We start from the raw sequence: 23,285 nt of genomic DNA on the forward strand, positions 1-23,285 counted from the left end.
GGTGAATCAAGTGGCCTGACTCAGCGGCTCTGCAGCCGGCTGACCTCTTTCTTCGCGGTGTCCAGTGCGTCGCGCAATTTCGGCAGTTGCTCCAGTTGCTGTTCGGCGAGTCGGGCGAGATTTTTCATCTGCGCCAGGTCACCGCTGGCAATGGCGCTCTGAATCGGCGCGGCATACAGCGGCAGGATCGGTGGGTGCGGGTTGATCACCGGGCCGGGATTGAACGGTGAAGGTATCGACTCCACCAGATGCGCCGGGGCGTTGTTGACCTCATGCCAGCGTTGGCCATCGAAGTAGCGATAGTTGGCGACACCTTCGCGCCAGTCAGTGCCCACCACCAGCCGCACCTCGAAGTTATCGAGGGAGTTGGCGCCTGGGCCGCCGTGATTGCCCTGGGCCGTCACGAGAATCTTGCTGACGCCGGGCGACATCACGGTGAGGTAGGTGTACTCGCCCCAGACGTCGGAATGCACGTCGAGCGGCGGATTGGTCGCCTGGGTGATCGCGGCGGTGCCGTTGACTTTCGTATCGGGTGTCGAGACCAGCAGGTGCAGCGCCAGCGACTGCGCACCGGGAGCGCCGGTGCCGATGCGATAGCTCACCGGGAACAGGCCGACATTTTTAGTGGATCCGGACATGTTGATTGCCTCCATTGCAATGTGATTGATGGCTTCAGGACTTTTCGTGCCTGGAAACTTCCCTGGCCAGTTTTTCGTACGCGTCTTTCAGGTCTTGCGCTTCGGGCTTGCTGGTGTCGCGTTGCTGCAACAGCGTCTTCATGTGCTGCACATCGCCTTGCTTGATCGCACTTTGAATGGCGACGCCGTAAGGCGGGATGTTGGCCGTTGAACGGGACATAGCGAGGGTTTCCTCATTGGTGCTGCAAAACCGCCCCCTGACGAGAAGGGGCGCCTTACCTGACAGACAGGCAGCCTCTGCCTTGTGGAGCACCGGCAGGCGAGCAACCTGATCCGTCGGGATCTGTTCAAGGGTGATGTCCGGGTGCACGGCGCAGGCGCCATGCGCCGAGGCCGCGCGTGTCCTCAGCCGAAACCGCCAGGCGGGACGTCGGGTGTTTCGCAAGTGGCCTGCCTCAGGGGCTGGCAAGGGGAAATGACCGGTACGTTGTTCATCTTTCTATCCTTGAGAGAACACAACGAAACGCAGGGATCAGTGGCGCGCCCGGTGGCGCGCAGAACAGCCGCAAGCACAAAAACCATCCCTGATTTCTTTTCCAGTGCTACTACGGGCGAGCGCGTGACCGCCGCTCGCGGGTCGCTGGCACATCGCCAGCCACGCAACCCTAGATGCGATTTGGCGGCCCTGCCAGCGAAAGCGCCGAACGGTCGTGGGCGGGAGTTTGACGGTCAGCAGAACGTATCCGCTCCAGACCTTCAAGTCTTTGACCGGACACAGTTATCGGGAGGGAAGAGAGGCGCGCGCAACGCATGGAATCATTGGCAATAAGCAATCCATCCAACGCGCATATTCGCGCAGCGCTACCCTGTGTTCGACGAATTAATTGCCGTCGGCGACCTTGCGCTCGATCGCATCGGTCTTGCGCTTGAGTTCCTCGGCCTCCTGTTCCTTGGTGCGAATCGAGGTCGGCGTCAGCACCTCGTCCACAGCCTTGGTGTCGTCGTCGCTGTCCTGCAGATCCCGGCGAACCACATCCACCGGTTTGCCCGCCGCATCCAGCGGTGGTGCGTTGTGAGGGGTTGCAGGCTTGCTGTCGTCGGTGCTTTTCATTTCTCATACCTCCATTGGCTTACAACGTTGGATACGACGACATGACACGAGTTCGAGAAATTTCACGGGTGACCGCCGCGGCCCTCGGCTGTGCGCTGCTAATCGCTGCCAATTCAGCACACGCCGCCAGTTTCGACTGTGCCAAGGCCAAAGCGGCAGACGAGAAAGCAGTCTGCGCCAACCGCTCGCTGAACGACCTGGACGTGACCATGGGCGAGCTGTTCAGCCTCGACAAACGCCTGCTGCCGATGGGCGGGTGCGACGCGCTGATCGGCGAGCAGCAGGCTTTCCTGAAACGCCGCAAGGCCTGTGGCGCGAAGGTCGGTTGCTTGACTGAGCTGTATCAGAAGCGGGTTGACGCGCTGCGCAACATCATCGAGACGCGGGTGATGACGCAGGGGCCGTTTTGACCCGCTGTTTGTTGCCGCTACGGGTCAGATCCTGCGGTCAGAGCAAATTCCACGACACCCCGACATAAACCCCCAGCCCTTCGCCCGGCGTAGACCGCGCCGCATCCTGGCCTTTGTCGTCATACCCCGGCGTAACGGTGGCGGCGTAGTGCTTGTTGGTCAGGTTGCGCAGGTCGAGCCAGGTTTGCCAGTCGTTTTTCGGCGCGTTGTAGCCGACGGTGGCGCCGAACAGTGCGTAGGGATCGGCGTAGTAGCTGTTGGCGTAATCCACCGCGACTTTGGACACCAGTTGCGTGTTGATCGCCGCGAAGAAGCCTTGTGGCCAGTCGTGGCGCAGTTCGCCCTGGTAGTAGTGCATCGGCAGGCCGGGTAGGCGGTTGTCGCCGAAGCGCTGATCGTCGCGGTAGTGGAAGTCGCTGAAGGTGTAGGCCTGACGCAGGCTCAATTTACGTCCGTCGGCGGCTGACCACAGCGTGCTTTGCAAGCTGGCTTCGACACCCTGATGCACGGTGGGGCTGGCGTTGAGTTCGTACGGGGTGACGGCGTTGGCGTCCGGCAGCACCGACAGCAATTCGTGGCGCACCTGCGCGTAGTACCACGCCAGGCTCCACTGGCCAAGCGCGCTGTCGCCGCGACCGCCGAGTTCGAGGGTGGTCGCGGTCTGGTTCTGCAGTTTGATCGGGTCGCTTTGGGTGCCGGTCGCCGCGCCGTTGCCGGCCGGGAAGCGGATGTTCGAGCTGTAGATCAGCGACCACGGGTGCGGTGCTTCGACCGAACGGCTGAGGTTGCCGAACAACTGCAGGTCCGGCGTGACCTGATAGCGCAGGCCCAGACGCGGCGCATAGTCCCAGTCGCTCATGCTGGTCTTGCGGCCGCTTTGCGGGTAGGTGACGGCGCTTTCGCGGCGGGTGTAGAGGGCGGCGAGGCCGGTGGTCAGCCACAGGTCGTCGGCGATTTCCAGGTCGTTGCCCACGTGTAGGACGGTGTCCGAACCCTGATAGGTGAAGTTGCGCATGCGGGTGCCCGGCGCATACGCGGCGGTGTTGCCGGACGGGATGCGCACGAATTCACTGGCGCCGTCGTTGGGCAGGTGTTTGGTGGTGCGCAGGCCCACGGTGCTATGGCTTTCCATGCCGAACAAAGTGTCGCGACGCTTGTAGTCGAAGGTGCCGCTGACGTCGGTGTAGGCGACTTTCAGACGGTTCGGGCCTTCACGCAAGTCCATCGGGTAGTCGTGATAGACGAGGCCGGTCTGGATGCTCGAATCATCGTCGATGTAGTAGGTGGTCTTGTTGCCGATGAAGGTGCTGCCCGGTTGTTTGCGGCTGTCGTCGCGCGCCACGTAAGCCGGGTTGGCCGCCCGTGGCGTGTGCTCGATCGAATGCTTGGTTACACGGCCGGCGAGGTCGTTGTCGGTCTCGCGGTAACGGAAATAGAAGCGGGTTTCCAGGTTCGGATTGAAGCGATAGCCGAAGTTGGCGATCACGCCTTGGCTCTCGCTGGCGGTGTGATCCTGATAGCCGTCGGCGTTCGCGTCGGTCAGCGACACGTAGTAGTCGAAGTCGCCCAGCACCTGCCCGGAACTCACCTGACGCTGCTGATAACCATGGCTGCCGGTGGCATAGCGCACCTGCAATTTCGGCGCGTCGTAGCCGGTGTGACTGACGTAATCGACGGCGCCGCCCAGCGCCAGCGCACCACGATCAAAGCCGTTGGCGCCGCGCAGCACCTCCACATGGTCGAGCCACAGCGGTTCGAGCAATTCGTAGGGCGTGCCGCCGGGGCCAGTCAGCGGCAGGCCGTCGAGCATCGTGTACAACCCCGAAGCGTGCGCGCCGGGTGCGCGGTTGATCCCCGAACCCCGGATCGAAATCTTCACCCCTTCGTTGCCCGCCGACTGCGTGTAGACCCCCGGCTGATACGCCAGGACGTCCTGATTGCTCGCCACCCGGCCCTGCAACGGCTGACGCATGTCGACCACATTGCTGCCGCCGGGCACTTGTGCCAGACGCGCTTCGGCCTCGGCCACGGAGGCATCGGTGCCACTTTGCTCGTCAGCGGAAATCAGCACCTGTCCCAACTCCATGCCTCTGGGTTCCGCGGCCATGACCGGGCAGGCGAGGGCGAGGCCCAGCAGGGCAGAGGGCAGGGATTTGGGCGACGGCATCGAGAAACTCCAGACAGACAGGGACGGGCAATGAACAGTGCGACGCCAGAAGGAACGATGGAAACACATGGCAATTTTGCTTTTTCGCCGGGGAGTCAGGGATGGAAGTGCTGGAGGTCAAGTCCGGAGACGGCATTCATGGCCGCAAGCGCAGACGACCGGCCGCTGGTGATCGCGGCCAGTCGTTCGGGGGGAGGGATCAGGCAATCTTCAACGCCATGAGAATGTCCAGCGGTGTCTGGGCAAATGCCCGGGCCTGCTCAGTCATCTCGGCAAGGTTTTCTTCGGCGGTGAGCAGCGGCTGGTCACCCCTGAGCAGCACTTCGCCCTGTTCACCGATGACGGCCCACGCCAGTTGCGCCCAGTCTTGCGGGTCAGTCATGCCTTGTTTGAGCGAAATCAGGAACAACTGCTGGACGCGGCTGACTGCCACGCCACCGCCGGTGACCGGGCTGGCCAGCACCTGAATATCGCTGTTGAACAGCGCCCGCTTGCACAGTTGCAGGTTGAGGGTGTCGCAATGTTCCTGCACCTGTCTTTCAGCGGCTTCGCTCTGGCACGGGGCGGCGACGCCCATGCCGATCAGCACGGTGACAGCCTGCACCAGGTCGTCGTAAGACACGGAGCCCACGGCCATCGATAACTGCTGCAGGGTCTTCGCGGCATAGGCATTGGCTGCGAGCGCTGCGAGCACCGGGCTGTAAATCTCCGCTTGCAGCGAAGCCGCACCGGCCGGACCCGTGACGGTGTCGGGAATGTTTTCAATGGCTTGCAACAGGACAAAACGGCTTCTCAGCAGGGCATCGCGCTGTTCGGCGGCAGACAACCGATTGGCACCGCGTATGTACAGATCCCGGCGGAAGTTCTGATTGATGAAGTAGTCGCGCGCCTGTTCGCGCATGACCGGATGCTCGATCCCCTGCAGAAAGTCCATGCCTTCTGCACTCAGATTCAGCGCAGCAACGCTATCCAACGGCACGGCGGTCGCGGCGTAGTCGAGTTTGGCCGCCGCCATGGCGTCGACCACGTCGGTGAAATACATGCAGTTCCAGTCGCGATTGAAGTACTCATGGGCCACGTACTGACGATTCTGGCCCTTGATGCTCTGCAACTGGGCACCGAGAGCCGGCGCCGTTCTGGCGTACTTCGGATTGGCCGCCAGCAGCGCTTCGGAAAATTGCATCGCGGCATCGATACGTTTGGCCGGGCTGGTGGAGGCGTGGCTGGCAAAGCGGTTATGCAGACTGAATAGATTGCGCAAGGGCGCCGAAGGCGACCAGCCCGGGAAACAGTTGTAGCTGACATACAACAGGCCGCCGGGTTTGAGATGGCGGCGGGCGAATTCGACGATCAGTTGCTGATTGTCGCGGCTGACCCAGGTCCAGATGCCATGCAGGCTGATACTGTCGAAGGCCGGCAGGTCATCCCGGGCCAGCAGTTGCTCGAAACTGTCGTCATACAGGCGGGCCTGGCTGTTCCAGTCGCTCGCCAATGCAATGGCATGCGCGGCCTGGGATGGCATGAAATCGGTGCCGACGTAGTTTCCCGGGTTGGCGGCAGCATGGATGTTGATCGATACACCCTGGCCGAAGCCCAGTTCGCAGTGGTAGCCAGCGGCACTCTCCAGCGTGGCAAAGCCGCGCAACAACAGGCAAAAACGCTGGAACACCGGATTGATTTCCCGGCTATACGAGTAGGTGTAGCCCTCGTCGGTGAAATACCCTTCGTTCCAGGCATTGCTCATGGTGAACCCTTTATTTCGAGAGAGAAGCCGCTCTTATAAAGGGTTGTCCTTGGGCGCCACAAGCGGAAAAACAGCTCAGTGGCACTTACCCTTGCAAAGGCACGTACACGTCCGTCTGCCACTGCTCTTGCGGCGTCTCGGGATAGACGCTCAGGTAATGGAAAAACAGCGGATGATCGCGCAATTCCTCACCGCTGGTGGGCAGCCAGTCGCGATAGATCGGGTAGATCGTTTCACCGATGTGGTCAGGTGAACCGACGTGCCGCACCACCACACAACGGCCTCCGGGAATAGCGAGTTCCTCCACGCCGAACGTATTCGGTGCTACCGGCTCTTCAAGCTCGCCACAGATGGCGAAGCGAAAATCCTCCACAGGCGTGGTGTCGGGGTTGTTGAAGGGAATGCCGAAGGTGCGACTCGACGCCACGGGCGACTGCCCGCTGTGCAGGCGCCAGGCGATGAAGGTCTGCACACTTTGCTGAACCTCCCCTGGCGCGCCGCGGTGCTCAAGCGCGGCGACCCGCACGGTCGGGAAGTCGATGATTCTGGTTTGCATGATGACGCTCCTGGAAAAGTGAGGGATGGCGAATACCGCATTCCAGGTCTGCCAGTTCGGTTGCTTCCTGAAGGCACTGGGCGTCATGCCGAAGTCGCGCCGGAACGCCCGGCTGAACGCTTCCGGGCTCTCGAACCCGGCGTCAGACGCGGCGTCGAGTATCGAGTGCTGCGGTTGCGCGGCCAGCCGATGGGCAGCCCGGCGCAAGCGCATCAGCTGCACATAGCGCGACACCGGCACACCAATGAACGCGCTGAATTGCCGATGGAAGTGAAACGCCGAAAAGTTCGCCACCTGACTTAACGTGTTCACCGACAGGTCGCCCTCGAGATGGGCGTCGATGTAGGCGAGCACGCTGTGGAAGCGCCGGGTATAGGCGCGGTGGGTCGGCAGGTCGGACACTTGGTGGAGACTCCTGGAAGTGCGGTCGGCTATAGCCTCGTCGATTTTGGCGTAGGCGCGCCTAGCCGGGTTTGCTCAAGTATCGGTTCTGTAGGAGCTGCCGAAGGCTGCGATCTTTTGAGGTTGATTTTTGGCGTCCTCCATCAAGGTCAGAATCAAGAGATCGCAGCCTCGTTGCACTCGACAGCTCCTACAGGAGAGCGTGTGGAGTCAGCGGCCGTGCGCCGCGTCCGCCAGTTGCCCGGTATCGACCCGCACGAACACCGAATCGCCCACCGCCGTCAGCACTTCCCCGGCGTACACCTCGCAGATCACCCGAGTCTTGCGCCCGACATCGCCTTCGACCCTGGCGCGCAAGGTCAGGGTGACGCCCATTGGTGTGGGTTTGATGAACTTGAGGCCAAGGTTGCCGGTGACGCAGTCGATGCGCGGCAGGCTGCCCGGGGCACGCTGTTCGGCGCGGTAGTGGTAAGCCATCGCGGTCCAGTTGGAATGGCAGTCGACCAGCATCGCCAGCAACCCGCCGTACACCAGGTCCGGCCAGCCGCAGTATTTGTCGTCCGGCAGGTGTTCGGCCATCACATGCACGCCGTCCTCGTGCCAGAAGCTTTTGACGTGCAGCCCATGCGGGTTGCGGCCGCCGCAGCCGTAGCAGATGCCTTCGGGGGCGGCGAGGTCTTGCAGGGGCGTTTCGGAACGGGTCATGGGGCTGGTCATCCTGAAGGGGTGATTCCGGTCAGGCGCAGGCGGTTGCGCCCACCGCGCTTGGATTCATAGAGCGCGGCGTCGCCTTGTTCGATCAATGCCGCGAGACTGGCCGGCGGCTGGTTGAACAGGGTGGCGCCGATGCTTAACGTCACCGGCTCTGGTGTCGGAAATGCCTGGGCGGCGCTGCGGTGAAACTGATCGCGCAGGGCGTCGCCCAGTCTGACGACGTGATCACTGGGCGCGTTGCTCAGTAAAATCACGAACTCGTCGCCGCCCAAACGGGCGGCGAGCGCCTCATCGGAGGTCTCGGCGCGGATCATTTCGCTCAAGGCCACCAGCAAACGGTCGCCGGCGCTGTGGCCATACTGATCGTTGACCGATTTGAAGTTGTCGATGTCGATCAGCAGCAGGGCACCCGGATGCGCCGGGGAGACGTCCTGCAGCAAGCGCGGCGCGCGCACATCGAGGGCGCGGCGGTTGTAGAGAGCGGTCAGTGGATCACGGGCGGCCAGTCGGGCGATCTGTTCCTCGCGCCGGTAGCGTTCGGTGCCGGTCATCGACAGCGCAATCAGCATGATCGCCATTGCGCCTTCGACCAGCGATATCTGAATGATTTCACCCCGGAACGCCGCCAGATCGATCAGCGTGCCCGGGATCATCACGGTCAGGGCCTTGGCCACATAGAACAGCCCGTGACCGAGCAACACGTAGCGCAGTTGCACCGCGCCGACGCTCAGCGAGCTGCCATGGGGCCGCAGCAGCAGACTGGCCTTGAGCGTCGAGGCGGCCACCAGCAGCGAGTTGGCGGCCAGCATGACTTTCGACCACAGCGGCCCGTCCGGCAACAACAGCATGACCAGCCAGCTGACGAAAATCAGATACCAGGCCGGGGACAGACGGATCTGCGTGAAGCGCGCCACCCCCAGCAGAAACAGAAAGTGCGCGGTCACCAGCAAGCCGTTGGCGAACCAGATGCCGATCAGCAGAAAACCGTTGCTGCGCAGCAGGGCCAGGGTGGAACCGATAGTGATAGTGGCGAAACCGGCGCTCCAGAACAGCAGCGAAGGCTCACGAATGCTGCGCCACTCGACCGCCAGATACAGCGCGGCGGCGGCAGCGAGAGCGATCGAAATGGTCAGCATCGTCAGTGGGTCGAGCGGCATTTCCGGGGGAGCCTGTCAGAAGGTCGGTAGGGCCGGCGATTGTAAGCGTTCGGGGCCGTTTTGGCAGGCTCCGCACGCTGATGTCATGGCCGGGCGTTCGCCGTCATGACTGTGGCGCGAGCCAGGTGTCGACGACCCGCCGATCCAGTTCTTCCCAATAAGCCATACCCAGCACCCGCGTGGTGTTCAGCCCGCGCAGATAGCCACGCAACTGATTGGCCGTATCGCGTTTGAGCTGCACATCGGTGATGTCCTTGTCCAGCAACACGTTTTCGTACTGCACCAGGTATTCCGCCACCCGCTCGCGAAAGTCGGGCAAAACCGCGTCGCGGATCAGGTCAAAGGTTCTCAAAGCGGCGTCCTCACTGTTGTTTTAGTCATTAGAGATGAGCATGGATCAAACGTTATCGTCGGTAACTATCGCTAGAAGTAATAGTGACCATCACGAAACGCAAGTTCAGCTTTGCAAGCAATAGGCGGAAAATTGCCTTCATTGAAAACGCAGCTCAAGGAAATTGCGCGATGAAGACCCTGACCCGACTGGCGCTGACCGCTCTGCTGATGAGCGGCATGGTAGCCACGGCACCGTCTTACGCAGACGACGCTTGTGCGTGTCATCTTCAGCCAATCGCCGGCAGCAGCGCGACATTGCAACATTCACAGACCGTGGGTGTGCTGTACAGCGAAAACACCCGGGAAAACCTGCAATACCTGACGCGCTACCACGACATGGCGTTGCACGGCGCCAAGGATGCGCTGGATTCGCGAATTCGCGCAGCCTTTGTCAGCAGCTCCGACCCGGAACTGGCCATCGATTGGTTGCTCAGCTCGCTGCAGCGTCATTTTTCGTCGGTGACGGTTTATGACAGCCTTGATGCGCTGATTCAGGCACACCCGGACATTGTGGTGAAACTCGACACCTTCAACCGCTTGCTGACCCAGCAAAACAGCCTGTACGAGGCGCATTTCATCGCGCGTTTCTACGATGCCGACCTGCAGTACATCGGCAAGGCCGAGGGCTCGGTGGAGAAACAGATTCCGTCGGTCTGGGTACACGACAAAGCGGCGCAGGAGATTGCCGCGCAGATCGAGCAGCAACGTGATCTGCAACTCAATGCCTTGAAGCAGTTCGATGCCTCGCTCAAGGCGCTGGTGGCTTCCAGCTGAACACTCAAAACCAAAAGGGCAGCGGCGGCGCCGTGACGCTGAACCGTTGCCGGATGAACCGGACTTTTATTTTCAGGATTACACCGATGCGTACTTTTTTTGCCCCGACCCTGGCGGTTGCCTCCTTGCTGCTCGCCGGTTGCGCCTCCGCACCGAACGACCCGACGCTCACCTTGCAGACCCGCAAGACCCCGGCGCAATACGCCGATTGCGTGGTGCCCAAGCTGCAGAGCAGTGCGCTGAACCCGACCGTCTCGCAGACCCAGCGCAGCTACCGGATCGTGGTGCCGAGCAAGGTGTCGGCAGACAACGTGCTGGAAGCCTACAAGGCCGGCAACGGCGGCAAAGTGTTCATCTATGAGCGCCATTTGCTGGCCTCGAATTTCCTGCCTTCCAGTTTTGAACGCGCTGCCCAGGATTGCATCTGACCCGGCCGCGCAAACCGTTCTGACCGAGCTCCTTTGGTTGGCCGCAACCAACCAATACTTTGCCCCGCACCTCATTCGGTAGCGGGGCTTTTTTTGCCTGACATTTGCTGCTCTGGTGATGTCGGCACGCTAGCGTTTGCCCGGCGTGGTCGGCTGCTTGCGTCGGTGTGGGGGAATATGGTTGTATTGTACAACTAAATTTCAGCGGTGATGTGTCATGAGTGTCCCTGAAGCCTTGATCGAAGAAATCCGTACAGCGTCGCGCACGATGGTGCGTGAGTTCGGTTTCCTGCGCGCCACCCTGGCGGCGACCGACTATTCCGCCTCCGGCGTGCACGCATTGCTGGAAATCGAGGCCGGGGACGGCGTCAGCGCTGCACAACTGGCGCAAAGCCTTGGTCTGGAAAAGTCCAGTGTCAGCCGCATGGTCGGCAAAATGATCAAGGCCGGGGAGATCGAGGAGCGTGTCGCCGAAGACGCCCGGGTCAAGCATCTGCACCTGACGGCGCAGGGCCGGCAGACCGTCGCCGACATTCATGCCTACGGCCAGGCGCAGGTCAGCAACGCACTGAACACGCTCAATCCGTCGCAGCAACAGAGCGTGGCGCAGGGCCTTGCAACCTACGCCCATGCGCTCAAAAGCATCCGTCTGGGCGCTGACCGGCCACTCACGCCGAACCTGCACATCAGCGCCGGCTATCGTCCCGGGCTGATCGGCCGCGTGGCGCAAATGCATGCGGATTATTATTCGCGGCATTCCGGTTTCGGCGCGATCTTTGAAAGCCGCGTCGCCAGTGAAACGGCGGAGTTTGTCGGGCGCCTCGATCAGCCCTGCAACCAGATCTGGGTAGCCACGCTTGATGAGCGCATCGTCGGATCGATCGCGATCGACGGCCAGGATCTGGGTAACAATCAGGCGCATCTGCGCTGGTTCATCCTCGACGACGGCTGCCGCGGCAGTGGCGTCGGCCGGCAACTGCTGAGCGCGGCGGTGGAGTTTTGCGATCAACAGGGTTTTGATGCGATCCAGCTCTGGACCTTCAAGGGCCTCGACGCCGCGCGCCGACTGTACGAAGCCGCCGGGTTCGAATTGACCATGGAAGAGCAGGGCAGCCAGTGGGGCAGCGTGGTGACGGAACAGCAGTTCACCCGTGCAGCCTCACGTTGAAGGTTGATTCAGCGTCATCACGTAGGTGCTGAATGTGTCCGCCAGTCAGGCTTCCTGCGCCTTGGCGCTGGCAATCGAAAACGCCTTCGGCAGGCGGGCGCCATTCTTCGCGGCCAGGATCTCGGCCATCACGCTGACCGCGATCTCCGCCGGTGTCTTGCTGCCAATGTAGATGCCGATTGGCCCGTGCAGGCGCTCGAGTGACGCTTGGGTCTCACCAAAATGCTCGATCAGCCGTTCGCGGCGCAGCTGACTGTTGCGCCGCGAACCGATGGCGCCGATGTAAAACGCCGGGCTGTGCAGGGCTTCGAGCAATGCCAGGTCGTCGAGTCGCGGGTCATGACTCAAGGCGACGATGCAGGTGCGCAGATCGACCGCGAAGTCGCGCACCACATCATCCGGCATGCCAATGATCCGCTCCACACCGTCCACCGCCCAGGTGTCGATGTATTCGGCACGCGGATCGCACACTGCGACCTTGAAGCCGTTGAACAGCGCCATGGTCGCCAGATACTCGGCCAGTGCGCCGGCACCGATCATCAGCAGCCGATACCCCGGCCCGAGGGTATTGAGCATCTGTTGGCCGTCGAAACTGAATTGCTCCGGGATGGCTGTGGCTTGCAGTGTGACGCGACCGTTATCCAGTGCCAGGCAGCGGCGTACCAGTTGCCCGGCATCCAGTTGCTGCAGCAGTTGGTCCAGCACCTGCCATGAGGGATTGAACTCAAGAATCAGCTCAAGCGTGCCGCCACAGGGCAAACCGAAACGATGCGCCTCGTCGGCGCTGACGCCGTAGCGCACCACCTCGGGCGCACTGTCCTTGAGGCCGCTGCCGCCCTGCGCGGTGGTGTAGCGCTGGATCAGATCGTCCTCAATGCAGCCGCCGGACACGCTGCCGACCACGCGCCCGTCGTTACGCAAGGCCATCATCGACCCTGTCGGGCGCGGCGAAGAGCCCCATGTGCGCGCGACCGTGGCGAGCAACACTCGCTCGCCGGCGGCGAGCCAGTCCCGCGCGGTGCGCAGGACCAGCAAGTCGATGCTTTCCATCAAACGTTCCTCTAACGCATTTGCAGGATGATCGGGCTGCTGCTGGCCGGATCGGTACGTTCACGCAGCTTGTTGACCGCCTGCGCTTCAATGGCACCGCCCTGATTGCCCCAGGTGCTGCGCATGAAGGTCAGCACTTCGGCGATCTCTTGATCCGACAACTGCTCACGGAAGGCCGGCATGCGATAGGCGTCCGGTACTCCGGCGGCCACCACCCGTTGCGAACCGTTGAGGGTGATGTTGATCGCTGAAGCACTTTCCTTGGCCAGTGCCGAGGTGGCGCCGGCCAGCGGCGGCATCCATTCGGACTGGCCCTTGCCGTCCAAACCGTGGCACGAAGCACAGCGCGTGACGTAGGTATGGGCACCGGGCGCGTCCAGACGTTCCGTCGCCGAAACCGCTTGGTACTGCCATGGCTGGCCGTCGCGCTGACGGTCCCCGGGCAATGACTTGAGATAACGGGCAATTGCGCTCAGATCGTCATCGCTCATGAACTGCGTGGAGTTGTTGAACGCCTCGGTCATCGAGCCATAAACCACCGCGTGTTTATTGCGCCCGGTCTTGAGGAACTGCACGATCTCCGGTTCGCTCCAGCGGCCCAGACCGGTGTTGTGGTCGTCACGCAGACTTGGCGCGTACCAGCCATCGAGCAAGGCGCCGGCGAGGTACGGCGTGGCGGATTCATCCAGAGCCTTCTCGTTGAACGCCAGACCGCGCGGCGTATGGCAACTGCCGCAGTGCCCGGCGCCTTGCACGAGATAAGCGCCGCGATTCCACACGGCATCCTGCGACGGTTTGGCCACGTAAGGCTGGGTCTCGGCAAACACACCGTTCCACAGCGCAATCGGCCAGCGCAGGTTCAACGGGAAAGGAATCGCACTCGGGATATTCGCCTGCTTGACCGGTGCCACGCCTTTCATGAAAAACGCGTACAGCGCGCGCACATCGTCGTCACTGAGCTTGGCGTAGGACGGGTAGGGCATCGCCGGGTACAGACGGCGGCTGTCGGGTGCCACGCCGTGGCGTAGCGCACGATCGAAGTCCGCCAGGCTGTAGCGACCGATGCCGGTTTCCGGCTCGGGGGTGATGTTGGTCGTGTGGATCGCGCCCAGTGGTGTGGCCATTTCCAGACCGCCAGCGAACGGCGCACCGCCCGGCACGCTGTGGCATGCCACGCAATCGCTGAGTCGGGCGACGTATTCGCCACGAGCGACCAGCGCCGGGTCGATGTCGGCCACGGCGGTGTGGTTGTTTTCAAGGCGCGAGACAGGCTCGCGGGTGACATACCAGGCCAGCAGGCCTGCCGCGACCAGGCACGGCACTGCCAGCCAGCCTGCGGTTCTTGCGAATCGGCGGTTATTCATGGACGCTCCGGCGCTGATCAAGTGAAGGTGTGGCGGCTCATGGGCAGGCTGCGCACCCGTTGCCCGGTCAGCGTTGCCACGGCATTGGCGACGGCGGGCGCGACGGCGGGCAGCGGTGGTTCGCCGATACCGCCCATTTTTTCCCCGCTCTCGACCACACGCACGTGGACCCGGGCCATCCGTGCAGGCGGCAGGATCGGATACAAGTCGTAGTTGCGCGCACGCGGTTTGCCATCAATCCACACGGCTTCCTCCACCAGGGTTTGCGACAGTCCCAGCGCCACCGCGCCATTGACCTGCGCTTCGACAATCGCCGGGTTGACGATGCTGCCGGGGTCGATTGCCTGCCAGATGTCGTGCACCTTGACCTGACCGTGCTCGATGGAGACCTCGGCGATCACCGCCGTCTGGGTACCGAACGGCGACGCCATCGCCACGCCTCGCGCACGTTTGCTGCCGTCCGCCGCGGTAAACGGCCCACGCTTCCAGCCACCCGACAGATCGCCCACTGCGTGCAGCAGCGTGGTCAGTCGCGGGTTGTCGCGCAGCAGATGCAGGCGCAGTTCGAACGGGTCCTTGCCGCCCTTGTCGGCCAGTTCGTCAAGGAACGACTCATAGAAGAAGTCGTTGAGCGAATTGCCCACCGAACGCCAGTAACCGAGCATCGCCGGGCCTTTGGCGTAGATCTGCGCGATGCGCTTGTTGGGGATCGCGTAGGACTTGCCCGACAAGCCTTCAAGCGCCGTCGGGTCGAGTTTTTCACCCTGTTTGCCGGCCAGTGCCTCGGTCGGGCCTTCGGTGGCGCTGACCGCTTCGATCGCCAGCGGCCAGCCGTCGTTGTCCAGCGCCGCGCGGAAATTCACCGCGGCTACAGGACGCAGCACGTCGCGCAGGAACTCTTCCTCGCGGCTCCAGATCAGTTTGACCGGGCGCCCAACCGCCTTGGATAACTCGATCGCCTGCGGGTAGGGGCTGGCGGCGTCGTAAAGGAAATGCCGACCGAAGAAGCCGCCCAGCAATGGCGAATGCAAGGTGATGAGCGACGGGTCCAGTCCGGTGCGTTTGGCGATGTCGGCACGGAACATGTCCGGCGCCTGATTCGGCAGCCAGACTTCCAGCGAACCGTCGGGATTGAAGCGGGCCAGCGCTGACGGCGGCTCCAACTGGCCGTGGTTCAGATACTGGTTGTGGTAAGTGGCGTCAATCCGCGTTTTGGCGCTGGCCAGAACTGCAGCCACATCGCCCTCATTTTCATCATCCCTGGCCGGGCCTTTGTCGTCAGCCAGGCGTTTGAGCCAGGCATCACTGGAAAAATCTGCGGGCATCGGCCGTACTTTGCTGTCGGCCGTGGGTTCCTGCCAGTCGACCTGAATCGCTTCCACTGCACGTTTGGCGTGCCACCAGCGCTCGGCGACCACCGCCACGGCCCCCGGCAGGCGATGCACGGAATGCACGCCTTTCATCGCTTTGACCTGCTCTTCGTTGCGCAGGTTGCCCACGGTCATGCCCAAACGCGGGGCGTGCTGAACGGCGGCATGCAGCATGTCGTCGACCTTCAGGTCGATGCTGTACAGCGCCTTGCCGGTGGACTTGTCGTAGGCATCGACGCGCTTCACCGGTTTACCGATCCAGCGGAACTGGCTCGGATCACGCAGTTGCACCGAGGCCGGATCGGGAACCGGCAGATCCATGGCGTGTTCGGCCAGTTCGCCGTAGGCCAGCGAGCGGCCCGACTTGGCGTGCACGACTTTGCCGGGTTCGGTAGTCAGTTCGCTCACCGGCACCCCAAGTTTCTGCGCGCCCGCCTGCAGCAGCATGGCGCGGGCGAGGGCGCCGAGGCGGCGCATCACCGGGTAACTCATGCGCACCGACATGCTGCCGCCGGTGATGCGCATGCCGTTCTCCATCACTACATAGGCTTCGCCGGGCGGCGCGGCTTCTACCAGGAACGTCGCCGGGTCGGCATCCAGTTCTTCACCGACGATCTGCGCCATCGCGGTGAACGTACCTTGTCCGCCTTCCATGAACGGGCACAGCAGGCGCACGCGGTTGTCCGGGCGAATTTCCAGAAACGCCGGCACCTGCGTGCCGCGCTCGGCAGTCGCGGCCACCACTGCCGCTTGCACGCGAGTCGTGCCCAGCGGCAGGCCGAAACCGAGTACCAGTGCGCCGACAGCGGTGCCGGCCAGGAAACGTCTGCGCGACACGTTGATCGGTTCGTGCAGAGCCAGTGCTGATGCTTCCTGAGCAGGATCGATACGCACGTTCATCAGGCGTCTCCCTTGCCGGCCAGCTCATGCACGGCGGCATGAATGGCGTTGTACGTGCCGCAGCGGCACAGGTTGACCATCGCCGCTTCGATCTGCGCGTCACTCGGTTTTGGGTTTTGCTTGAGCAGCGCCGTGGCGGCCATCACCTGGCCGGACTGGCAGTAGCCACACTGGGCGACCTGCAGATCAACCCAGGTCGAGACCACCCGTTTGCCGACGTCATCGGCCTCGATCGCCTCAATGGTGGTGACCTCGCGGCCGACCACACCGGCCACCGGCGTGACGCACGAGCGCACCACGTTGCCGTCCACCAGCACGGAGCAGGCGCCGCACTGCGCCAATCCACAGCCGTACTTGGTGCCGGTCATGCCCAGATCATCGCGGATCACCCACAGCAAGGGCGTATCGGCGTCGGCATCGACCTGATAGGTTTTCTGGTTGATTCGTAGTTCCATGGTTCACCCGCTCGATCATCGGTTGACGTGCATTTTTATAAGCGGTGAAACGCGGCGTGGCGCCTCACCGGTGAAGCGTGTTCTTTGCTCAACTGGCCGCGTTGCCCAGCGCTTCTGCGGCGAAGGGGTCGCCACGCAGTAGCGCGATGTCCCGACTGGGTGCGGTGCCGTACAGGCGGGCGTATTCGCGGCTGAATTGCGAGGGACTTTCATAGCCGACCGCAAACGCCGCTCGCGAAACGTCCAGACGCTCCATCCACATCAATCGGCGCGCCTCGTTCAGTCGCAGCCACTTCTGGTACTGCAGCGGGCTCATGCCGGTGAGTTGGCGGAAGTGGTGGTGAAAAGTCGGTGCGCTCATCTGCACTCGCGCCGCCAATTCATCGATGCGCAGCGCCTCGGTGTAGTTGACCTTGAGCCAGTCGATGGCTTTGGCGATGCGATAACCCTGGCCATCGACGGCCGTGATCTGCCGCAGCCGCGCACCTTGATCGGTATGGAGCAACCGATAGTGAATTTCCCGCAGCACCAGCGGCGCCAGTACCGGGATCGCTTCAGGCTCGTCGAGCAATGCCAGCAGGCGCTCAAGCGCGCCTTCCAGCGCGCACGACAGGTTGCCAATGCCAGTGCCCGCGTTCATCGACGGCTGCCGTTTCGCAGGCAAGCCACCTTTGCTGAGGATTTCGGCGAGCATGCCGACATCCAGTTTCAGCACCAGCCCGACACAGGGCTGCTCGGGGCTGGCCGCCAGCACTTCGGAATTGGCGGGCAGATCCAGTGAAGTGACCAGAAATCGCGAAGGGTCATAGCGGTAACCCTCACCGCCGACCCACAAGCGCTTTTCCCCACGGCCCACCAGAATCAGGCTCGGCTCGATCATGCACACGGCGGGAGGCGCCGGCTGATCGCGACGAAACAGCGACAGGCCGGGTATCGCCGTGGCGAAGTCACCCGGCACGCTCACGCGCGGGTCAATGTTCAACGCCAAAGGTGATGCGTGGCGCAGCGGGGTAGGGATCATGTCGGACAACTCCTGTTGATCGAACTCTAATCCGCTGCACAGGCGTTTCCTATACACCACCCCGCAACCTCAGAGGATCAGGCAAGCATTCAAGAGGAATGCACTAGGGCAGAGGTGAATCGACCGGGAGAATGTGTCAAACCATTACAGGAGAGCCACCATGCAAGTCTTCGCTTATGGCGCCCATGCGGGCGACAAACCGCTTGAACCTCTGCGCATCACCCGTCGCGATCCCGGCCCGGAAGACGTGCAGATCGAAATTGCCTATTGCGGTATCTGCCACTCCGACCTGCACCAGGTGCGGGCCGAATGGGAGGGCACACAATATCCTTGCGTGCCCGGTCACGAGATCGTCGGTCGGGTCACCGCCGTAGGCCAACAGGTCAGCGGCTTCGCTCCGGGTGATCTGGTCGGCGTCGGCTGCATTGTCGACAGCTGCAAACATTGCGAAGAGTGTGCCGAGGGTCTTGAGAATTACTGCGACGGCATGATCGGCACCTACAACTTCCCGACTGCAGATGCGCCCGGCTGGACCCTGGGCGGTTACTCGCAAGCGATCGTGGTGCACCAGCGCTACGCATTGCGGATTCGTCATCCTGAAACTCAACTGGCTGCGGTGGCGCCGCTGCTGTGCGCGGGCATCACCACCTGGTCGCCGCTGCGGCACTGGAACGCTGGCCCGGGCAAAAAAGTCGGCGTGGTCGGCATCGGTGGTCTGGGCCACATGGGCATCAAACTGGCGCACGCGTTGGGCGCGTACGTAGTGGCGTTCACCACGTCCGAATCGAAACGCGAGGCCGCGAAAAGCCTCGGCGCCGATGAGGTGGTGGTTTCAAGCGATGCCCAGCAAATGGCCGCGCACCTGAAAAGCTTCGACCTGATCATCAACACCGTGGCCGCCCCCCACGACCTCGACGCTTTGCTGGTGCTGCTCAAGCGTGACGGCGCGATGACACTGGTGGGCGCTCCGGCGTCACCGCATCCATCGCCGAACGTGTTCAACCTGATCATGAAGCGTCGCACCCTCGCGGGATCGATGATCGGCGGTATTCCAGAGACTCAGGAGATGCTCGATTTCTGCGCCGAACACGGCATCGTCTCGGACATCGAGCTGATCCGTGCCGAGCAGATCAATGAGGCGTACGAGCGCATGCTCAAAGGTGACGTCAAATACCGTTTCGTGATCGACAACGCGACGCTGGCACCGTGAAAAACAGTGCGTCCGGGCCATCGCCCGGACGCCTCTCGCCATACAGGTAGTTCCAATGACTTCCCTTTCTACAGAACAGCGCGGCTGGAGCGCGGTGCTGGCCATGTCGCTGGCCGCCTTCGCCCTGGTCGCTTCAGAATTCATGCCGGTCAGCCTGCTGACGCCGATTGCCGCCGAACTGCAGATCAGCGAAGGCCAGGCCGGGCAGGGGATTTCCGTGTCCGGTGCATTCGCCCTGATGACCAGCCTGGTGATTGCAGCGGTCGCTGCTCGCGTCGAGCGCAAGAAGCTGTTGCTGGGTCTGACCTTGCTGATGATCGTCTCGGGCACGGTGGTCGCGTTCGCGCCGGGCTATCCGTCGTTCATGTTCGGGCGGGCCTTGATCGGCATCGCCATTGGCGGTTTCTGGTCGTTGTCAGCGGCAACCGCGATGCGTCTGGTGCCGCCTGACCAAGTGTCCCGGGCACTGGCGATCGTCAACGGCGGCAACGCGCTGGCGACGGTAATTGCCGCTCCGGCGGGGAGTTTCCTCGGCGCGTTGATAGGCTGGCGCGGCGCATTTTTCTGCGTGGTTCCGGTCGCGGCGCTGGCGGCCATATGGCTGCTGATCAGTCTGCCGTCCTTCAAGCTCGAGCGTCAGGCCGGTAGCGGCAACGCCCTGCGGCTGATGAAGCAATGGCCAGTCGCTTTGGGGATGGTCGCTGTCAGCGTATTTTTCATGGGGCAATTCATGCTGTTCACCTACCTGCGGCCCTTTCTGGAGGAGGTCACCGGGGTCAGCATCTCAACCCTGTCCTTGATGCTGCTGGGACTGGGGCTTGCAGGGTTCATCGGGACCTTTGTGATCGAAAAATTCCTCGGCACCGGCCTGTACCGCACGCTGACGGTTATCCCGCTGATGATGGCGGTCATCGCCCTGGCGCTGGTCAACTTCGGCGCATCACCGCTGCTGACTGCGGTGCTGCTCGGACTGTGGGGGCTGGTCGCCACAGCGGCGCCCGTGGGCTGGTGGACATGGCTGGCGCAGACGCTCCCGGAGGATGCTGAGGCCGGCGGAGGCTTGCTTGTGGCCATCGTGCAACTGGCAATCGCCGCAGGGGCCATCGTCGGTGGCCTGGCATTTGACCTGAGCGGTTACAAAGCCACCTTCGAGCTGAGCGCGGCGGTGTTAGTGATTGCGTCGGTGCTCGCCTGGTTAGCGGGGCGCAGCGCTGCACAAGTGCATTTTGTCGAGTCGAACGCGACCGGTTGAGAGAAGTGCGAGAGTGATCGTGGAGTTGGCAGCTCTGCTCCAGCAACGGATTTGCCAATGACACTATGTGTCATATAGTCTTTGGCGCATCACTCATCCAGCCCCTCATCAAGGATTTCCAATGAATGTTCATTTCGTGGTTCACGAAGCATTCGAATCGCCCGGCGCCTATGAAACCTGGGTGCGCGAACGTGGCCATGAAGCGAGTTATTCGCGCGTGCATGCGTTTGAGGCCTTGCCCGCGAGCGTCGAGAACATCGACCTGCTGGTGGTGTTGGGCGGCCCGCAATCGCCGGCGACGAGCAAAGAGGAATGTCCGCATTTCGATGCGGCTGCCGAGTGCGACCTGATCGTTAGAGCGATCAACGCGAACAAGGCAGTGGTCGGCGTTTGCCTGGGGGCGCAATTGCTCGGCGAAGCGCTGGGTGCTGCGCATGGTCACAGCCCGGAAAAGGAAATCGGCAATTTTCCGATCACCTTGACCGAGGCGGGCAAGAACAACGCCAAGGTGGCGCACTTCGGCGATGCGCTCGACGTCGGTCATTGGCACAACGATATGCCGGGGCTGACGGCGCAGGCGAAGGTCCTCGCCGTCAGTGAGGGCTGTCCGCGCCAGATTGTCGAGTACGGCGATCTGGTCTACGGCTTCCAGTGCCACATGGAGTTCACGGCGGAGGTCGTGGAGCGTTTGATTGCCGCGTCCCCTGACGAGCTGGCGGCGGCGCTGGATCGTCGTTTCGTTCAGCAGCCGGCGGCGCTTCGCACCAACGCTTATGAGCAGATGAACCTTAAGCTGTTCGAGTTCCTCGACAAGCTGTTGGCGCAGTATCAACAGCAACGCAAGGGCTAGGAATAGCGGGCCAAACGCTCACGCCAGTTGCCACCGTGCGAACGCATGCACGCTTGCTCGGAGTCGAAACCCACGTTGCGCTCTGAAGGGGAGAAGTCGATATCGGCCTCCCTCAGCGCAGTGGTCGTCAGTTCGAAGATCCGCGCTTTGGCTTGTGTGAAAGCGAGATGTTTGTCGGCCTCGGTATCGAACACCCAGATCACTTTCAGGGTCGCCTCAAACGCGTTCAGGTCAGCGGTGTGGGTCAGCCAGGTGAAGCCCTGGATTTCAGCTTTTGCGGCTTCACATGCGTCGGTGAGCGTGGCAATCAAGCGCCGCTCGATCCGCGCCAGTTCTCGTTTTCCAGCAGGCATTGCAGATCCTTATACGACAGTGGTGGTGTGGTCTCACTGTAATTGCTGAGGTTCACAAATCCTCATGTCCAACCCGAATTTTCTGTGGGAGCGAGCTTGCTCGCGAAAGCGGTAGGTCTGTTATGTCAGTGTTGACTGACTTGGCGCCTTCGCGAGCAAGCTCGCTCCCACAAAGGTTGCTGTGAACCGGGATGCCCCTGTCCAGCACAAATCTTTGTGGGAATGTGGCGTCAGTCCAGATCGCTGGCCTGATGTCGCTCCGCAACCTGGCTCGCCTCGTCACCCCAAGTGCGATTGACCCGCTGGCCACGCATCACCGCAGGGCGTTGAGCGATGTCCTCTGCCCAGCGCTGCACGTGGGTGTATTCGTGGGCCGCTAGAAATTCGGCGGCCGAATACACGTTGTTGCGCACCAGTTGGCCGTACCACGGCCAGACCGCGATGTCGGCGATGGTGTAGCTGTCGCCGGCCAGGTAGCGGCTTTCCTTGAGGCGTCGGTCGAGTACATCGAGCTGACGCTTGGCTTCCATGGTGAAGCGGTTGATCGGGTATTCGAGCTTCTCCGGCGCGTACGCATAGAAGTGCCCAAAGCCGCCGCCCAGATAAGGTGCAGAGCCCATCTGCCAGAACAACCAGTTCAGGGTTTCCGTGCGGCCAGCCGGGTCTTTCGGCAGGAAGGCGCCGAATTTCTCTGCCAGATACAGCAGGATCGAACCGGATTCGAACACCCGAATCGGCGGCTGTACGCTGCGGTCGAGCAGGGCCGGAATCTTCGAGTTCGGATTGATCTCGACAAAACCGCTGGAGAACTGATCGCCCTCGTTGATGCGGATCAGCCAGGCGTCATATTCGGCGCCGGAATGCCCCAACGCCAACAGCTCCTCCAGAAGGATGGTGACCTTCACGCCATTGGGCGTCGCCAGTGAATACAACTGCAGCGGGTGTTTGCCGACAGGCAATGTCTTGTCATGCGTCGGCCCGGCAATCGGGCGATTGATGCTGGCGAAATGGCCGCCGGACGGCGCTTCGTGTTTCCAGACCTTGGGCGGAGCGTAGGGCGCTTTACTCATGAAATGGGCCTCATGGTGAACTTGCCGAGAATGAGCTGACGGGTATCAGACACGACAGCATAAACGCTCTAGCTCAAGACTGCGCAACCCCCGGAATGATCAAACACACCGCCAGCCCCATCAGCGCAATCCCGATGAACTTGTCGAGGAGCCGCTGTTTTTCCAGCAGGCGACGGCGTAACCGTTCAGTGGAGAAAAACAGCGCAACCAGACTGAACCACAGCCAATGAATGACCGACATGAACAGGCCATAGGCGAAGTTCATCGTCAGCGAACTGCCTGGCTCCACCACCTGACTGTACGCCGCCACCACGAACAACATGGTTTTCGGATTCAGAGCATTGGTCAGAAAACCTGAGCAGAACACCTTCCAGGCACGGGGTGCCGAAGCGCTCGCATTGGCAAATGTCAGCACCGATTTATTGGTAAAGGACTTGATGCCCAGATAGACCAGGTAGCCGGCGCCCAGCAGCTTCATCATCCAGAACAGCATGGGTGACTGAGTGATGATCAGCGCCACCCCGAACACCGTGTAGAACACATGAACCTGCACGCCACAAGCGATGCCCAGCGCAGCGAGCAGACCACTGCGTCGGCCGTAGGCATAGCTGTTGCGAGTGACCATGGCAAAGTCCGGGCCGGGACTGATCACCGCCAGAACAGTGATGGCGATTACCAGAAACAATTCATTCATCCCTACGCTCCATCGCGTCATTTGCGCTACTTGA

24 protein-coding genes are annotated in these 23,285 nt (G+C 62.1%); 7 read left to right on the forward strand and 17 right to left on the reverse strand.

Going from position 1 to position 23,285, the window contains the following annotated elements:
- Positions 1–20: 20 nt before the first annotated feature.
- The 3 genes from B1722_RS00685 to B1722_RS00695 all read right to left on the reverse strand — a co-directional run bounded on the left by B1722_RS00685 (position 21) and on the right by B1722_RS00695 (position 1,749).
- Positions 21–638, reverse strand: coding sequence for a DUF1842 domain-containing protein (locus B1722_RS00685; RefSeq protein ID WP_086790898.1), 618 nt, complete (start codon positions 636–638; stop codon positions 21–23).
- A 34-nt stretch (positions 639–672) separates the two neighbouring features.
- Entirely contained in the window at positions 673–858 is a 186-nt protein-coding gene (locus B1722_RS00690) for a DUF1843 domain-containing protein (protein ID WP_041062751.1), read from the reverse strand.
- Positions 859–1,518: 660 nt separating this feature from the next.
- The gene (locus B1722_RS00695) at positions 1,519–1,749 is read right to left on the reverse strand and encodes a hypothetical protein (RefSeq protein WP_041062748.1); all 231 of its coding nucleotides are present in this window, start codon (positions 1,747–1,749) and stop codon (positions 1,519–1,521) included.
- 41 nt (positions 1,750–1,790) lie between these two features.
- On the opposite strand from B1722_RS00695, the gene B1722_RS00700 reads away from it, so the two are divergent.
- Complete coding sequence (locus B1722_RS00700; RefSeq protein WP_086790899.1) at positions 1,791–2,159, forward strand: lysozyme inhibitor LprI family protein; 369 nt, start codon at positions 1,791–1,793, stop codon at positions 2,157–2,159.
- A 37-nt stretch (positions 2,160–2,196) separates the two neighbouring features.
- Here B1722_RS00700 and B1722_RS00705 read toward each other — a convergent pair whose 3' ends face one another.
- From B1722_RS00705 to B1722_RS00730, 6 genes are all read right to left on the reverse strand, one after another.
- Positions 2,197–4,326, reverse strand: a complete 2,130-nt coding sequence (locus B1722_RS00705; protein ID WP_086790900.1) for a TonB-dependent receptor domain-containing protein — start codon at positions 4,324–4,326, stop codon at positions 2,197–2,199.
- A gap of 199 nt (positions 4,327–4,525) precedes the next feature.
- Positions 4,526–6,070, reverse strand: a complete 1,545-nt coding sequence (locus tag B1722_RS00710; protein ID WP_086790901.1) for a class I SAM-dependent methyltransferase — start codon at positions 6,068–6,070, stop codon at positions 4,526–4,528.
- 85 nt (positions 6,071–6,155) lie between these two features.
- On the reverse strand, positions 6,156–7,028 hold the full coding sequence (locus B1722_RS00715; protein WP_086790902.1) for a GyrI-like domain-containing protein: 873 nt from the start codon (positions 7,026–7,028) through the stop codon (positions 6,156–6,158).
- A 210-nt stretch (positions 7,029–7,238) separates the two neighbouring features.
- Positions 7,239–7,733 (reverse strand): PaaI family thioesterase, encoded by a 495-nt coding sequence (locus B1722_RS00720; protein WP_086790903.1) that lies wholly within the window; start codon positions 7,731–7,733, stop codon positions 7,239–7,241.
- 8 nt (positions 7,734–7,741) lie between these two features.
- Positions 7,742–8,899, reverse strand: a complete 1,158-nt coding sequence (locus tag B1722_RS00725; RefSeq protein ID WP_041062709.1) for a GGDEF domain-containing protein — start codon at positions 8,897–8,899, stop codon at positions 7,742–7,744.
- 103 nt (positions 8,900–9,002) lie between these two features.
- A complete protein-coding gene (locus B1722_RS00730; RefSeq protein ID WP_047294879.1) occupies positions 9,003–9,251 on the reverse strand; it encodes a hypothetical protein in 249 nt (82 codons plus the stop codon).
- Positions 9,252–9,421: 170 nt separating this feature from the next.
- Between B1722_RS00730 and B1722_RS00735 the strand changes: the two genes are divergently transcribed.
- From B1722_RS00735 to B1722_RS00745, 3 genes are all read left to right on the forward strand, one after another.
- Positions 9,422–10,066, forward strand: a complete 645-nt coding sequence (locus B1722_RS00735; RefSeq protein WP_041062703.1) for a hypothetical protein — start codon at positions 9,422–9,424, stop codon at positions 10,064–10,066.
- 86 nt (positions 10,067–10,152) lie between these two features.
- Entirely contained in the window at positions 10,153–10,494 is a 342-nt protein-coding gene (locus B1722_RS00740; protein WP_041062700.1) for a hypothetical protein, read from the forward strand.
- Positions 10,495–10,711: 217 nt separating this feature from the next.
- Positions 10,712–11,662, forward strand: coding sequence for a helix-turn-helix domain-containing GNAT family N-acetyltransferase (locus B1722_RS00745; RefSeq protein WP_086790904.1), 951 nt, complete (start codon positions 10,712–10,714; stop codon positions 11,660–11,662).
- A 45-nt stretch (positions 11,663–11,707) separates the two neighbouring features.
- On the opposite strand, the gene B1722_RS00750 is transcribed toward B1722_RS00745, so the two are convergent.
- From B1722_RS00750 to B1722_RS00770, 5 genes are all read right to left on the reverse strand, one after another.
- Entirely contained in the window at positions 11,708–12,712 is a 1,005-nt protein-coding gene (locus tag B1722_RS00750; RefSeq protein WP_086790905.1) for an XdhC family protein, read from the reverse strand.
- An 11-nt stretch (positions 12,713–12,723) separates the two neighbouring features.
- Positions 12,724–14,076: a cytochrome c gene (locus B1722_RS00755; RefSeq protein ID WP_086790906.1), complete on the reverse strand. Its 1,353-nt coding sequence runs from the start codon at positions 14,074–14,076 to the stop codon at positions 12,724–12,726.
- Positions 14,077–14,093: 17 nt separating this feature from the next.
- Positions 14,094–16,346, reverse strand: a complete 2,253-nt coding sequence (locus B1722_RS00760; RefSeq protein ID WP_086790907.1) for a xanthine dehydrogenase family protein molybdopterin-binding subunit — start codon at positions 16,344–16,346, stop codon at positions 14,094–14,096.
- Positions 16,346–16,801, reverse strand: coding sequence for a (2Fe-2S)-binding protein (locus tag B1722_RS00765; RefSeq protein ID WP_027613020.1), 456 nt, complete (start codon positions 16,799–16,801; stop codon positions 16,346–16,348). The genes B1722_RS00760 and B1722_RS00765 overlap by 1 nt, the downstream gene beginning before the upstream one ends.
- A gap of 88 nt (positions 16,802–16,889) precedes the next feature.
- On the reverse strand, positions 16,890–17,822 hold the full coding sequence (locus tag B1722_RS00770) for an AraC family transcriptional regulator (RefSeq protein WP_086790908.1): 933 nt from the start codon (positions 17,820–17,822) through the stop codon (positions 16,890–16,892).
- Positions 17,823–17,982: 160 nt separating this feature from the next.
- Here B1722_RS00770 and B1722_RS00775 point away from each other — a divergent pair, with 160 nt between their 5' ends.
- The 3 genes from B1722_RS00775 (at position 17,983) to B1722_RS00785 (ending at position 21,134) form a co-directional block, all read left to right on the forward strand.
- Positions 17,983–19,032, forward strand: coding sequence for an NAD(P)-dependent alcohol dehydrogenase (locus tag B1722_RS00775; protein ID WP_041062671.1), 1,050 nt, complete (start codon positions 17,983–17,985; stop codon positions 19,030–19,032).
- A 55-nt stretch (positions 19,033–19,087) separates the two neighbouring features.
- Positions 19,088–20,284, forward strand: coding sequence for an MFS transporter (locus tag B1722_RS00780; protein ID WP_086790909.1), 1,197 nt, complete (start codon positions 19,088–19,090; stop codon positions 20,282–20,284).
- A 121-nt stretch (positions 20,285–20,405) separates the two neighbouring features.
- A complete protein-coding gene (locus B1722_RS00785; RefSeq protein WP_041062665.1) occupies positions 20,406–21,134 on the forward strand; it encodes a type 1 glutamine amidotransferase in 729 nt (242 codons plus the stop codon).
- On the opposite strand, the gene B1722_RS00790 is transcribed toward B1722_RS00785, so the two are convergent.
- The 3 genes from B1722_RS00790 to B1722_RS00800 all read right to left on the reverse strand — a co-directional run bounded on the left by B1722_RS00790 (position 21,131) and on the right by B1722_RS00800 (position 23,251).
- Complete coding sequence (locus B1722_RS00790) at positions 21,131–21,487, reverse strand: hypothetical protein (protein ID WP_041062662.1); 357 nt, start codon at positions 21,485–21,487, stop codon at positions 21,131–21,133. The genes B1722_RS00785 and B1722_RS00790 overlap by 4 nt on opposite strands.
- 230 nt (positions 21,488–21,717) lie before the next feature.
- Complete coding sequence (gene yghU / locus B1722_RS00795) at positions 21,718–22,557, reverse strand: glutathione-dependent disulfide-bond oxidoreductase (RefSeq protein ID WP_086790910.1); 840 nt, start codon at positions 22,555–22,557, stop codon at positions 21,718–21,720.
- Between the two features lie 73 nt (positions 22,558–22,630).
- Entirely contained in the window at positions 22,631–23,251 is a 621-nt protein-coding gene (locus B1722_RS00800; RefSeq protein ID WP_086790911.1) for a LysE family translocator, read from the reverse strand.
- Between the last annotated feature and the right edge of the window lie 34 nt (positions 23,252–23,285).

This window comes from Pseudomonas sp. SCPG-7 (assembly GCF_002156405.1).
Lineage (GTDB): Bacteria > Pseudomonadota > Gammaproteobacteria > Pseudomonadales > Pseudomonadaceae > Aquipseudomonas > Aquipseudomonas parakoreensis.